We start from the raw sequence: 13306 nt of genomic DNA on the forward strand, positions 1-13306 counted from the left end.
TTTAACAAGCCTAAATTGGCCTGGGTCTTGCTGATCTAGACCAGAACTTTTCACTGCACGCACTTCAATCGCAAAGGAGTTTCCAATGAAACAACTGCTGCTGGCTTCACTGATGGGCTCAGCCATCGCCCTGGCCACCTCGGCCATGGCTGCTGAAACGGATTTGCAAGCACTGGAAAAGGCCGCGCGCGCTGAAGGCGCGGTGAACAGTGTGGGTATGCCGGACAGCTGGGCCAACTGGAAAGACACCTGGGCCGACCTGAACAAACTGTATGGCTTGAAGCATATGGATACCGATATGAGCTCGGCCCAGGAAATTGCCAAGTTCGCCGCTGAAAAAGACAACGCCACCGCCGATATCGGCGACGTAGGCGCAGCCTTTGGCCCCATCGCCGTGCAGCAGGGTGTAACCCAGCCCTATAAGCCGAGCACCTGGGAACAGATTCCAACCTGGGCCAAGGACACCGACGGCCACTGGATGCTCGCCTACACCGGCTCCATTGCCTTTATCGTCAACAAGCAGCTGGTCAAGGACATCCCACGCTCCTGGGCTGACCTGAAAAAGGGCACCTACAAAGTCTCTGCCGGTGATGTCAGCACCGCCGCACAAGCCGTAAACGGTGTACTGGCTGCCGCCATCGCCATGGGCGGTAATGAAAGCAACGTGCAACCGGCGCTGGATTTCTACGGCGAGCTGGCCAAACAAGGCCGTCTGTCGCTGGCCAACCCAACCATCCAGACCCTGGAAAAAGGCGAAGTAGAAGTGGGCGTGGTATGGGACTTCAACGGCCTGAGCTACCGCGACCAGATCGACCCAAGCCGCTTCGAAGTGCTGATTCCTTCCGATGGTTCGGTGATTTCCGGCTACAGCACCATCATCAACAAGTGGGCGAAAAACCCCAACGCGGCCAAACTGGCGCGTGAGTACATCTTGAGCGACGCCGGCCAGATCAATCTGGCAAAAGGCAACGCCCGGCCTATCCGTGCCGAGCACCTGACCCTGCCAGCCGAAGTGCAAGCCAAGCTGCTGCCGCAGGAGCAATACGCCAAGGTACAGCCGATCAAGGATGCTGCTGCCTGGGAAGCCACTTCCAAAGCACTGCCGCGTCTGTGGCAGGAACACGTCATCATCAATATGAACTAATGCAATCTGGCCCCGGATACACTCCGGGGCCGATTCGGTTGCTAAGGCTTTCAATCATGTCGCACAACGTCATCCTCGTGGTTCTGGATGGCTTGAGCTATCAGGTGGCTCAGCACGCGCTGGGGCATCTGCAGGCTTACTGCCAGGCTGGACGCGCCGCGCTGTACAAGCTCGACTGTGAACTCCCGGCCCTGTCACGCCCGCTGTATGAAGCGATTCTGACCGGTGTTGCGCCCATCGACAGCGGCATCGTCAATAACGATGTCTCGCGCCTGTCGACCCAGCGCAGCATGTTCCACTACGCCCGCGACGCTGGGCTGATTACCGCTGCGGCGGCCTATCACTGGGTCAGCGAGCTGTATAACCGCTCGCCATTCCAAGCGGCGCGCGACCGTCACACGACAGACGCCAACCTGCCGATTCAGTACGGCCACTTCTACTACGCCGATCATTACCCGGATTCGCACCTGTTTGCCGACGCGGAAAGCCTGCGCCTGCGCCATACGCCCAACCTGCTGCTGGTGCATCCGATGAATATCGACGACGCTGGCCACAAGCACGGCCTCGACAGCGCGCAGTACCGTAACAGCGCGCGCATGGCCGATGTGTTGTTGGCCGAATATATTCAGCCCTGGCTAGATGCCGGCTACCAGATTCTGGTAACCGCCGACCACGGCATGAACAACGATCGCAGCCACAACGGCTTGCTGCCGGAAGAACGCGAAGTGCCGTTGCTGGTACTCGGCAGTGCCTTCAGCCTCGATCCCAACGCTCAGCCGAAACAGCTGGCGTTGTGCGGCACGGTCTGCGAACTGCTCGGTGTAGCCCACGACAAACCTGTCTGCCGGGAGCTTCTAGCATGATGTCTGCCCTGCGCGGCAAATGGCTGGCGCTGCTGTGCCTGCTGCCCTTTGCCCTGTTCTTTATCGCCTTTCAGATCGCCCCGCTGCTCTGGGTGGCCAGCAACAGCCTACACACCGCTGAAGGCTGGGGCCTGGGCAATTTCCAGCAGGCCTTCTCCTCACCGTTCTACCGCCAGGCGATGCGTCACAGCCTGGAAGTGGCGTTCTGGTCGAGCCTGATCGGCATCAGCATTGCCATACTCGGCAGCTACTCGCTGCGGCAAGTCGACAGCAAGCTGCGCGACTTCGTCATGGCGTTTTCCAACATGACCAGCAACTTCTCCGGGGTGCCGCTGGCCTTCGCCTTTATCATCCTGTTGGGGTTTAACGGCGCACTGACCATCCTGCTCAAGCAGGCGGGGATCATCGAGGATTTCAACCTCTACTCGAAAACCGGCCTGATCGTGCTGTACACCTACTTCCAGATTCCCCTGGGTGTGCTGTTGCTCTACCCAGCCTTCGACGCCTTGCGTGAAGACTGGCGCGAATCGGCTGAATTGCTCGGCGCGAGCAACTGGCAGTTCTGGCGGCATATCGGCTTGCCCGTCTTGACCCCAGCGCTGCTCGGCACCTTTGTGATTCTGCTGGCCAACGCCCTCGGCGCCTACGCCACGGTGTATGCGCTGACCACTGGCAACTTCAATATTCTGCCGATTCGGATTGCCGCCATGGTTTCCGGCGACATCTTCCTCGACCCGAATATGGCCAGTGCCCTGGCGATGATTCTGGTTGGCCTGATGACCCTGATCACCATCGTTCACCAATGGCTGCTGCGCCGGAGCTACCATGTCCCACGCTGAAAAACGCTCGCCGCTGTTCCACCAGCTGGTGGTCTACAGCCTGCTGCTGATCCTTTTGCTGCCGCTGCTCGGCACCCTGCTCTACTCGTTCTCCACCAGTTGGTCGGCCAGCGTGCTGCCTAGCGGGCTGACCTTCAAGTGGTACCTGGCGCTGTGGAGCGATGCACGCTTTCTCGCCGCGTTTGGCCGCTCGCTGCTGGTTTGCCTGGCGGCGCTTGCGCTGTCGCTGGTGCTGATTCTGCCGCTGCTGTTTGTGGTCAGTTATCACTTCCCCAAGCTCGATGCGGTAATGAACGTGCTGATCCTGCTGCCGTTCGCCATCCCGCCGGTGGTGTCCTCGGTCGGTCTGATGCAGCTATTCGCCGGCGGCCCACTGCCGATCCTAGGTACGCCGTGGATTCTGATTGGCTGCTTCTTCACTATCGCCCTGCCCTTTATGTACCGAGCCATCAGTAACAACCTGCAGGCGATCAACCTGCGCGACCTGATGGACGCCGCCCACCTGCTCGGTGCCAGCACCTGGCGCGCGGCCTTTATGGTGGTGCTGCCTAATCTGCGCAAGGGCTTGATGGTCTCGGTGTTTCTCTCCTTCAGCTTCCTGTTTGGTGAGTTTGTGTTCGCCAACCTGCTGGTCGGCAGCCGCTATGAAACCCTGCAGGTGTACCTCTACAACATGCGCAACGACAGCGGTCACTTCACCAGCGCGTTGGTGATTTCCTACTTCATGTTCGTGCTGCTGATGACCTGGGCGGCCAACCGCCTTAATAAGGACAAGTCATGAGTTATCTGAGTATTCAAGGCCTGCACAAGCGCTACGGCGATACCGCGATCTTCAGCGATATCAACTGCGAGATCGCCAAGGGCGAATTCATCACCCTGCTCGGCCCGTCCGGCTGCGGCAAATCCACCCTGCTGCGCTGCATCGCCGGCCTGACCGGGGTCAATGGCGGGCAAATTCTGCTCGACGGTGAGGACCTGGTGCCCGTTGCCCCGCAAAAGCGCGGCATCGGTATGGTGTTCCAGAGCTACGCGCTGTTCCCCAATATGACCGTGCAACAGAACGTTGCCTTTGGCCTGCGCATGCAGAAGGTAAAAGGCAGCGAAGCAGAACAGCGGGTCAAGGAAGTGCTGGAGCTGGTTGAGCTGAATGACTTCGCCGGCCGTTACCCGCAGCAACTGTCCGGTGGCCAGTGCCAACGCGTGGCTCTGGCCCGTTCGCTGGTCACCCGCCCACGCCTGCTGCTGCTCGATGAGCCGCTGTCGGCGCTGGACGCGCGGATTCGCAAGCACCTGCGCGAGCAGATCCGCAGCATCCAGCAGGAGCTGGGCCTGACCACCATCTTCGTCACCCATGACCAGGAAGAAGCGCTGGTCATGAGCGACCGTATCTTCCTGATGAACGCCGGTAAGATCGTCCAGAGCGGCGACGCGGAAACCCTTTACACCGCCCCCGCCGACGCCTTTGCCGCCGGGTTTATCGGCAACTACAACCTGCTCGACGCCGATACCGCCAGCCGCCTGCTGCTGCGCCCGGTCAACAGCCGCGTGGCAATCCGCCCGGAGGCCATCCAGATTGGCGCCCAGGGCAGCATCGAAGGGCAGATCCGCAGCCATCGTCTGCTCGGTAACGTGATCCGTTACCGCATCGAGGCGCGCGGCGTCGAACTGCTGGTGGACGTGCTCAACCGCTCACCGGCAGACCTGCACGCCAGCGGGCAACGCATCAACCTGAACATTGAAGACAACGCAATCTGTGAGGTGGCCTGATGGCCCTGGCAATTTTCGACCTGGACGAAACCCTGATCGGCGGCGACTGCGCCAGCCTGTGGACCCAGGAAATGGTCAAGCTCGGCTGGGCCGACGCCGACAGTTTTATCGCCCATGAACAGGAGCTGATGCGCCAATACGCCGCCGGCAGCCTGGCCATGGAAGACTACATGGCCTTTACCCTGTCGCCGCTGGTGGGCCGCACGCCGGAAGAAGTCGCCCACGTGGTGGAGCCCTTTGTCGAAGACGTGATCGAGCCGATTTTCTATAGCGACGCCACCCGCTGCCTGGCCAACCACCGCGCCGCCGGTGACCGGCTGCTGGTGATTTCCGCCTCGGCGCATTTTCTGGTCAGCGCCGTCGCCGCACGTTTGAAGATCGAGGAAGTACTGGCCATCGACCTGGAAGTTCAGCACGGCCACTACAGCGGCCGTACCCAGGGCGTGATGACCTACCGCGAAGGCAAGGTCACGCGCCTGCGTGATTGGCTGCAAGAGCACGGAGAAGCCCTCGACGGCGCCTACTTCTACTCCGACTCACGCAACGACCTGCCGCTGCTGCAGGTGGTCGACAAGCCCTATGTGGTCAACCCCGACCCCACTCTGCTTGCGCACGCGCAGCAGGCCGGTTGGCCGATCCTTAACTGGCGTTGATTGAGGCTGGATGTGGCGCGTAGGGCTGTCTACAGGCTATAACGCGTCACCTCACCGCCACGCGCCTGATTTCATGCCCAGCAATTCCCCCCTCGTCGCCTATCAGCAAGCCATCGACTGTGATGGCTTTCAATCCGATCCAGCACAGTGGCAGGCCGCCCAAGCCTTGCACGATTGCTATCAGGCCTTGCACCAAGACGAACCCTTGGACTCAATCAACGGGGTGTATCTGTGGGGGCCGGTGGGCCGTGGCAAGACCTGGCTGATGGACAGCTTTTACAAAGGACTAAAGGTCCCTGCGCGGCGCCAACACTTTCACCACTTTATGCGCTGGGTGCATATGCGCCTGTTTCAGCTCACCGGCACGCCGGACCCGCTGCAGGCGCTGGCTGTGGAGCTGAGCCGCGAGGTGCGCGTGCTGTGCTTCGACGAGCTGTTTGTCAGCGACATCGGCGATGCGATTATTCTCGGCCGGCTGTTCCAGGTGATGTTCGAACAGGGCGTAGTGCTGGTCGCCACGTCCAACCAGCCGCCCGAACTGCTGTATGCCGAAGGCTTTAACCGCGAGCGTTTTCTGCCTGCGGTGGCCGCCTTGCAGCGGCATATGCAGGTGGTGAGCATCAACGGCGAGGAAGACCATCGCCTGCACCCAGGCGCCGCGCATACCCGCTATTGGGTTGCCACGCCTGGGCTGCCCAGTGTGCTGAGCCGGACCTTCAGTCAGTTGGCCGCAGGTAGGCCCAGCAGCGATCCACCGCTCACGCTCGGCAACCGCAGCGTGCAGACCCTGCGCCACTGCGACGGCGTGCTCTGGTGCCGCTTTGCCGATCTGTGCGAGCAGCCCTTGGCCGCGCCGGACTTTATCGCCCTGTGCGACCGCTTCCAGGCCATTCTGCTCAGCGAAGTACCCAACCTGAGCAGCCCGCAACGCGCGGCAAAGATTGCCCGTGGTACCGAGGATGGCGTCGAGCGGGTGCAGGCCGGTGACCGCCAGCTGCCCGCCCTGTCGGTCAAGGATGACAGCGTGCGGCGCTTTATCGCCCTGGTGGATGAGTGCTACGACCGCAAGGTGCCGCTGTACCTCGAAGCCCAGGTGCCGCTGGCCGAACTCTATACCGAGGGCTACCTGAGCTTCGCCTTTCGCCGCACCCTGAGCCGATTGCAGGAGATGCAACTCCAGCGCTTCGGCGCGTAATGCTTTGGGGCTTTAAGAATCTTTTTGAAGTCTTGCGAGCTAGAGCCATGCAAGGCAAAAGCAGGCAAGGAAGCGGAGTGTACTTTTGTACATGAGCATTCCGAGCCTGCTTTTAACGCTGCAGGGCCGACGCGCAGCAGACTGTAAGTAGGCTTAGGCCTGCATGGCCCAGCCGTGCACATTCATCGCCGCCTGGCGAAGCGCCTCCGAGCGGGTCGGATGCGGGTGGCAGATCAGCGCAATATCTTCGGCCGAAGCGCTGAACTCCAGGGCCACACAGTACTCGCCGATCAACTCGCCGGCGCTGGGGCCGATGATATGCACGCCAAGAATCTGGTCGGTGCGCTCATCGGCCAGCACTTTGACGAAGCCTTCGGCCTCGTGGTTGATCTTCGCCCGGCTGTTGGCGGTGAAGGGAAACTTGCCGATCTTGTAGGCGCGCCCTTCGGCCTTCAGTTGCTCCTCGGTCTTGCCCACGGTGGCGACTTCCGGCTTGGTGTAGATCACCCCGGGAATCGCCTCGTAATTGACCTCGGCAGCATGCCCGGCGATGCGTTCGATACAGGCGATGGCTTCATCTTCGGCCTTGTGCGCAAGCATCGGTCCGGAGGTCACGTCACCGATAATCCAGATGCCCGGCACGCTGCTGCGGTGCTGCTGGTTTTCCAGCATGCCGCGCTTGTCGGTGGCGAGACCCACGGTTTCCAGCCCCAGGCCGGCGGTATAGGGGCGGCGGCCAATGGCGACCAGCACAAAGTCAGCCTGTAGTTGCTCGACCGCGCCGCCAGCAGCGGGCTGCAGGTCAAGGGTTACGCCGTTGGCCGTGGCCTTGGCGGCGCTGACCTTGGTTGCCAGTTTGAAATTCATGCCCTGCTTGCTCAGGGTGCGCTGCAGGGTTTTCGCGGTTTCGTTATCCAAGCCTGGGCAGATGCGGTCGAGGTACTCCACCACCGTCACTTCGCTGCCCAAACGCCGCCATACCGAACCCAGCTCCAGGCCGATCACCCCGGCGCCGATCACCACCAGGTGCTTGGGTACTTGCGGCAAGGCCAGTGCACCGGTGGAATCGAGAATGCGCTGGTTATCAATCGTCACCCCTGGCAGCGGCGTCGGTTCCGAGCCGGTGGAGATCACAATGTCCTTGGCCTGCAACTCACGCACACTGCCATCGGCGAGAGTCACCGTGACCTTGCCCGGCCCATTCAAACGGCCCCAGCCTTTGATCCACTCGACCTTGTTCTTGCGAAACAGAAACTCGATACCCTTGGTCAGGGCCGTTACGCTCTCATCCTTTTGCTTCATCATCTGCGCCAGATTGAGCGTCGGCTTGACCTCGATACCGAGGTTGTTGAGCTCACCGCTGGTCGCCGCCTCATACAACTCCGAGGCATGCAGCAACGCCTTCGAGGGCATGCAGCCGACATTCAGGCAGGTGCCGCCCAGGGTTTCGCGGCCCTCGATGCAAGCGACTTTCAGGCCCAGTTGCCCGGCGCGGATGGCAGCGTTATAGCCGCCGGGGCCGCCGCCGATGATCAGCACGTCATAGTTGCTCATTGAGTTACTCCTAGGCTGCAGAGGTTTAGCGAACCAGGGCCGCGTTCGCTGCCGGCCGTGGCCGCAGCAGGTGGAAGGCGCAGAACGCCGCGACGGCGAATAAACTGTTCAGCAACACCATAGGCCAAGCCGAGCCATCCGCCAGCAGGCTAAGCAAGACGCCGCTGCAGGTGGCGCCGGCCATTTGCGCAAAGCCCATAAAGCCTGCGGCCAGACCGGCGCGGTGGGCATTAGGGATCACCGCGCCAGCCACCGATGCCGGCAGCAACATGCCACCACCCAAGGTGACCAATACCTGGGGTAACGACAGGCCAAGCAGCGACAAACCAAACAGCAGATAAATCGCCAACGTGGCCAGCGCTCCGCTCGCCACCAGCGCCGCGCCTATGCCGACTATCTTCTCCGGGCCCAGCTGCAAGATGCGCCGCTGGGTAAACAGCGCGCCGGCGATCAGCGCCGAAACAATTGCCGCAAAGGTGATGCCGTATTGCGCCGGGCTCAGCCCGAGCAGGCCGATATACACAGCCGAGGAGCCGGCAATTACCGCAAACATCGCGCCATAGGTACAGGCCAGCGTCAGGGCCAGCGCGCGAAACGAGGCGGAGCGCAGCAGATCGGCATAGTTGCCGGCCAAGCTGCTCAGTTGCCCAGCCTGAGGGTCGAGTTGCCGATTGCTTTCACGGTACAGGCCCAACACCGCAGCCACGATGGCAACGCCGATCAGCAGTGCCAAGGCAATCGGCGCACGCCAGTCGCCATACAGCGTCAGCACGCCGCCCAGCATCGGCGACAGGACGATGGCGCAGAGCATGCCAATTACCGTCAGCGCCAATGCAGGCCCAGCCTGCGCCTGCCACACATCGCGGACGATGGCCCGCGCAAGCCCCAAGCCCCTGCAGCACGCGGGCGGCAATGAATTCGCCCATGCTGCTGGCCAGCAGCATCCACAAGGTGGCGAGCAGATAGACCAGCAACCCGGCGATCAGCACCGGACGCCGGCGATGCGATCCGACAGCGGGCCGAGCAGCAACTGGCCCAGACCAAAGGCGGCGACGAAAGCCGATAGAGCCAGCAGGCTGCTGCCGGGGCGAGCCGTCATGATCAGCTCGATAACGCCCAGGCTGGGAATGATCAGCTGAGTGGAAATCTCTCCAAGGGCGGTCAGGGTCACCAGAATCAACAGCAGGCTGCGCGACGGCAAGGGATAGCGATGCATGGGCGTGGGTCCTGTGATCACGGGCTGGCGTGGCTCGCCAAACAATAACATTTTGACCATAATATAAATAATTAAATTATGCTTGTAATTTCAACCCCCACAGCAGACGAGGCCTGATCCATGAGCATCCCATCACGCGAAGAAAAACTGGCTGAATGGCTCGCCGCTGAACAGGTCATGCGCGCCAGCCTCGGTGCATCCGGCAGCATGAGCCTGGCACAGGTTAGCGAACTGTTGCCGCAGGAGTTCTTTGACGGCATCGGCCGCGGTGAACTGCCCTCGCCGCCCATAGGCCATCTGCTGGATTTTGTTCCGCTAGAATGGTCATCCGGGCGCTTTGTCTTCCAAGGCACACCGGACGCGCGCCACTACAACCCGCTGGGCAGCGTGCACGGCGGCTATGCGGCCACCCTGCTCGACTCCTGCATGGGCTGCGCCATCCACACCCAATTACAGCGCGGCCAGGGTTACACCACCACCGATCTGCGCATCAGCTACATTCGCGCCCTCAGCACCAAGGTCGGGCCGATCCGCGCCGAAGGCCGCATCGTGCATATCGGCCGCACCACGGCGCTGGCTGAAGGGCGCATTTACGATGTCGACGACCGCCTTTACGCCGTCGGCTCAACCACCTGCCTGATTCTCAGCATGCCTGGGACATCGCCTACTCCCGGCACTGAAACACCGGGTCGAAGCGAGTAAGATGGCAGGCAACATCTGAAACCAGCGGCCAGGCACTCCATGCGATATTCCGAAGACCACAAAGCCCAGACCCATCAGCGCATCATCGAAGAGGCCGCGCGCCTGTTCCGCCGCGACGGCGTTGGCGCCACCGGCCTGCAGCCGCTGATGAAGACCCTCGGCTTGACCCATGGCGGTTTCTACGCCCACTTCAAATCGAAAGATGAACTGGTGGAAACCGCCCTGCGCCACAGCGCTGACAAGCTGATGGCGGTCACCAACGAGATAGCCAACAGCGATAAACCGTTGACCCACCTGATCAGCGGCTACTTGTCGTCCGCCCACCGTGCCAACCCGGGCGATGGCTGCCCGCTGCCGACCATGTCCGCCGAGCTGGGCCAGCGCGGCGCACCCAGCCCAGTGACCGATGAGCTGATCCGCGACCGCCTGCAAGCCATCGAGGCCGGTCTTAGCGTTGAGCATGCCGATGAGCAGAGCGTGCTGATTCTTAGTGCCATGGTCGGCGCCCTGCTGCTGTCACGCAGCGTCAGCGACCCGAAACTGTCTGACCGGCTGCTGAAAACCACCCGCCGCCTGCTGATCGAACAGAACACCGGCGACGCGGCCCCAAGCGCCTGATTGCAGAAAATCAGTGCCACACAGCAAAGGCCCTGACTGTCTCCAGCCAGGGCTTTTTGTGTTGTGGCCAGCGATTTACTTGTAACGAGCAGCCGCGCTGCTGTGCGACAGGTTCGGGGCCAGCTTGCCGCGAGCATCGGTAAAGGCCTGCCAGTCAGCGGCATCAGGCAGCGATGGAATGGTGATCAGCTCGCCCTGGTCGAAACCGGCCAGCGCCGCATCAACCATTTCGCCAACCTCCATGATCATGCTCGCCGGCAGTGCCGAATCATCCATTCCGCTGCGCTCCCAGATTTCGGTGCGGGTAATACCGGGCAATACGGCCTGCACCTGCAGGCCCTGCGCCTTTACTTCACCGTTGAGGGTCTGGGTCAGGCTCAGTACATAGGCCTTGGTGGCGCTGTACACGGCATTGAACATTTCCGGAGCCAAGGCCACCACCGAGGCGATATTGATGATTGCTCCACGCCCTGCGGCCCTAAAGTTGGCAGCGGCTGCGGTGGACAGGTGAGTCAGCGAAACCACGTTGAGCAGAATCATCCGATCAACGGTGTCGAGATCGGCCTCGGCAAGCTGACCGTTCATGGCCATACCGGCGTTGTTGACCAGCGTGCTGATGGTCTTGTCGGTACGCAGGCGCTGGGTAACGGTATGCAGATCAGCCTTGTCAGTCAGGTCGGCCTTCAGCGTTTCGATCTTTACCCCGTACTGCTCGGTCAAGCGCGCAGACAGCGCCTGCAAGCGCGGCAGATCGCGGGCAACCAACAGCAGGTTGTAACCGCGTTGCGCCAGGCGCTCGGCGTAGGTGGCACCAATGCCTGATGAAGCGCCGGTGATCAATGCAGTGCCTTTCTCGTTATGTGTGCTCATGGTGCGTCTCCTGGCTGTGCGGGGGTAGGTGGTGCGTCTGGAGGTATAGTGCGCCAAATTATATTACACACATAATATAAATATTATATTTCGATCATAATAAAAACTATCGACAGCTATGCCGCAAACGCCTGGGACGTAAAAAAACCCGAAAGGATCGCTAACCGCCTGATGGCATAGCACAAAAAAGCGGACAACCCGCAAAGGTTGTCCGCTCTGGTGCGACGTAGATCGTCGAGCTTGTTAGCTGCGGATCAGATGATCGAAGGCACTCAGGGAGGCCTTGGCGCCCTCGCCCACAGCGATGACGATCTGCTTGTACGGCACAGTCGTCACGTCACCGGCAGCAAACACACCCGAGATATTGGTAGCACCCTTGGCGTCGACGATGATTTCACCGAAACGCGATAGCTCGACACTGCCCTTCAGCCAGTCGGTGTTAGGCAGCAAACCGATCTGCACGAAGATGCCTTCCAGCTCGACGCTGTGCAGCTCTTCGGTGGTGCGATCCTTATAGACCAGCGCATTAACCTTCTGACCATCACCTTTGACTTCGGTGGTCTGCGCGCTCTTGATCACAGTAACGTTGGGCAGGCTGTGGAGTTTCTTCTGCAGCACGGCGTCGGCACGCAGGGTGTCGGCGAACTCCAGCAGGGTCACGTGAGCCACGATACCGGCGAGGTCAATCGCTGCCTCGACGCCGGAGTTACCACCGCCAATTACTGCAACACGCTTACCCTTGAACAGCGGACCGTCGCAATGCGGGCAGAAGCACACGCCCTTGGCCTTGTATTCCTGCTCACCGGGCACACCCATCTCGCGCCAGCGCGCGCCGGTGGAGAGAATCAGGGTTTTGGCCTTGAGACTCGCGCCATTGTCGAACTTCACCTCATGCAAGCCGCCTTCGCTGCTCGCAGGAACCAAGGCGCTGGCGCGCTGCAGGTTCATGATGTCGACTTCGTATTCACGCACGTGCTCTTCCAGAGCGCGCACCAGTTTCGGCCCTTCGGTTTCCTTCACTGAAATGAAGTTTTCGATCGACATGGTATCAAGCACCTGGCCGCCGAAACGCTCGGCTGCAAGGGCGGTACGAATACCTTTACGCGCTGCGTAAATAGCTGCAGCAGAACCGGCTGGGCCACCGCCGATCACCAGCACATCGAAGGCTTCCTTCGCGCTCATCTTCTCGGCATCGCGGTTGGCGGAGCCAGTGTCGATCTTGGCGAGGATTTCCTTCACATCCATACGACCGGAAGCGAACACTTCACCGTTCAGGTAGATGCTTGGCACGGCCATCACCTGACGACGCTCGACTTCCTCCTGAAACAGCGCACCGTCGATCGACACGTTGCGGATATTCGGATTGAGCACCGCCATCAGGTTCAGTGCCTGAACCACGTCCGGGCAGTTCTGGCAGGACAGCGAGTAGTAGGTCTCGAACTCGAACGAACCTTCGATGCTCTTGATCTGCTCGATGGTCTCGACATCCAGCTTGGACGGATGGCCGCCCACCTGCAGCAGCGCCAGTACCAGCGAGGTGAACTCGTGGCCCATGGGAATGCCAGCGAAGGTCAGGCCAATGTTTGCGCCTGGACGGTTCAGCGAGAACGACGGACGACGGGCATCGCTACCATCAGTCTTCAGGGTGATCTTGTCGGTCAGGCCGACGATGGTTTGCAGCAGCTCGAGCAGTTCCTGGGATTTCGCACTGTCATCGAGGGACGCGACGATCTCGAACGGCAGGGTGACCTTTTCCAGGTAGGCCTTCAACTGGGTTTGCAGGTTAGCGTCCAACATGGCGGATAGTCCTCAATGACAAAAATTCTGGGCAATAAAATGCCCGGGCGGATCGCGCCCGGGCATCGGGCACCACTAGGGTCGGGTT

At 60.9% G+C, this 13306-nt stretch carries 12 protein-coding genes and 1 pseudogene; 9 read left to right on the forward strand and 4 right to left on the reverse strand.

Annotation, left to right across the window (positions count from 1 at the left end):
- Positions 1-85: 85 nt before the first annotated feature.
- From HCI85_RS11665 to zapE, 7 genes are all read left to right on the forward strand, one after another.
- A complete protein-coding gene (locus tag HCI85_RS11665; protein ID WP_167144831.1) occupies positions 86-1144 on the forward strand; it encodes an ABC transporter substrate-binding protein in 1059 nt (352 codons plus the stop codon).
- 56 nt (positions 1145-1200) lie between these two features.
- Positions 1201-2007 (forward strand): alkaline phosphatase family protein, encoded by an 807-nt coding sequence (locus HCI85_RS11670; RefSeq protein ID WP_167144832.1) that lies wholly within the window; start codon positions 1201-1203, stop codon positions 2005-2007.
- A complete protein-coding gene (locus tag HCI85_RS11675; RefSeq protein ID WP_167145738.1) occupies positions 2007-2846 on the forward strand; it encodes an ABC transporter permease in 840 nt (279 codons plus the stop codon). Before HCI85_RS11670 ends, HCI85_RS11675 begins: the two co-directional genes overlap by 1 nt.
- Positions 2833-3627, forward strand: a complete 795-nt coding sequence (locus tag HCI85_RS11680; protein WP_090387003.1) for an ABC transporter permease — start codon at positions 2833-2835, stop codon at positions 3625-3627. The genes HCI85_RS11675 and HCI85_RS11680 overlap by 14 nt, the downstream gene beginning before the upstream one ends.
- Positions 3624-4613, forward strand: coding sequence for an ABC transporter ATP-binding protein (locus HCI85_RS11685; protein ID WP_167144833.1), 990 nt, complete (start codon positions 3624-3626; stop codon positions 4611-4613). The genes HCI85_RS11680 and HCI85_RS11685 overlap by 4 nt, the downstream gene beginning before the upstream one ends.
- A complete protein-coding gene (locus tag HCI85_RS11690; protein WP_167144834.1) occupies positions 4613-5266 on the forward strand; it encodes an HAD family hydrolase in 654 nt (217 codons plus the stop codon). Before HCI85_RS11685 ends, HCI85_RS11690 begins: the two co-directional genes overlap by 1 nt.
- 73 nt (positions 5267-5339) lie before the next feature.
- Positions 5340-6461 carry a cell division protein ZapE gene (gene zapE, locus HCI85_RS11695; RefSeq protein ID WP_167144835.1) on the forward strand — a complete coding sequence of 374 codons (1122 nt, stop codon included), beginning with the start codon at positions 5340-5342 and terminating at the stop codon, positions 6459-6461.
- A 153-nt stretch (positions 6462-6614) separates the two neighbouring features.
- Here the strand turns inward: zapE and lpdA are convergent, their stop codons facing one another.
- Together lpdA and HCI85_RS11705 are read right to left on the reverse strand one after the other, a co-directional pair.
- Complete coding sequence (gene lpdA, locus HCI85_RS11700) at positions 6615-8015, reverse strand: dihydrolipoyl dehydrogenase (protein ID WP_167144836.1); 1401 nt, start codon at positions 8013-8015, stop codon at positions 6615-6617.
- A 25-nt stretch (positions 8016-8040) separates the two neighbouring features.
- Positions 8041-9231, reverse strand: a pseudogene (locus HCI85_RS11705) (MFS transporter).
- A 120-nt stretch (positions 9232-9351) separates the two neighbouring features.
- Between HCI85_RS11705 and HCI85_RS11710 the strand changes: the two are divergent.
- Both HCI85_RS11710 and HCI85_RS11715 read left to right on the forward strand, forming a co-directional pair.
- Positions 9352-9933: a PaaI family thioesterase gene (locus HCI85_RS11710; RefSeq protein ID WP_167144837.1), complete on the forward strand. Its 582-nt coding sequence runs from the start codon at positions 9352-9354 to the stop codon at positions 9931-9933.
- 39 nt (positions 9934-9972) lie between these two features.
- Entirely contained in the window at positions 9973-10551 is a 579-nt protein-coding gene (locus HCI85_RS11715; protein ID WP_167144838.1) for a TetR/AcrR family transcriptional regulator, read from the forward strand.
- Between the two features lie 75 nt (positions 10552-10626).
- Here HCI85_RS11715 and HCI85_RS11720 read toward each other — a convergent pair whose 3' ends face one another.
- Together HCI85_RS11720 and ahpF are read right to left on the reverse strand one after the other, a co-directional pair.
- On the reverse strand, positions 10627-11421 hold the full coding sequence (locus tag HCI85_RS11720; RefSeq protein ID WP_167144839.1) for an SDR family NAD(P)-dependent oxidoreductase: 795 nt from the start codon (positions 11419-11421) through the stop codon (positions 10627-10629).
- 243 nt (positions 11422-11664) lie between these two features.
- Positions 11665-13218 carry an alkyl hydroperoxide reductase subunit F gene (gene ahpF / locus HCI85_RS11725; protein ID WP_167144840.1) on the reverse strand — a complete coding sequence of 518 codons (1554 nt, stop codon included), beginning with the start codon at positions 13216-13218 and terminating at the stop codon, positions 11665-11667.
- Positions 13219-13306 lie beyond the last annotated feature (88 nt).

It is taken from the genome of Pseudomonas sp. OTU750018, assembly GCF_011636575.1.
Classification (GTDB): domain Bacteria; phylum Pseudomonadota; class Gammaproteobacteria; order Pseudomonadales; family Pseudomonadaceae; genus Aquipseudomonas; species Aquipseudomonas peli.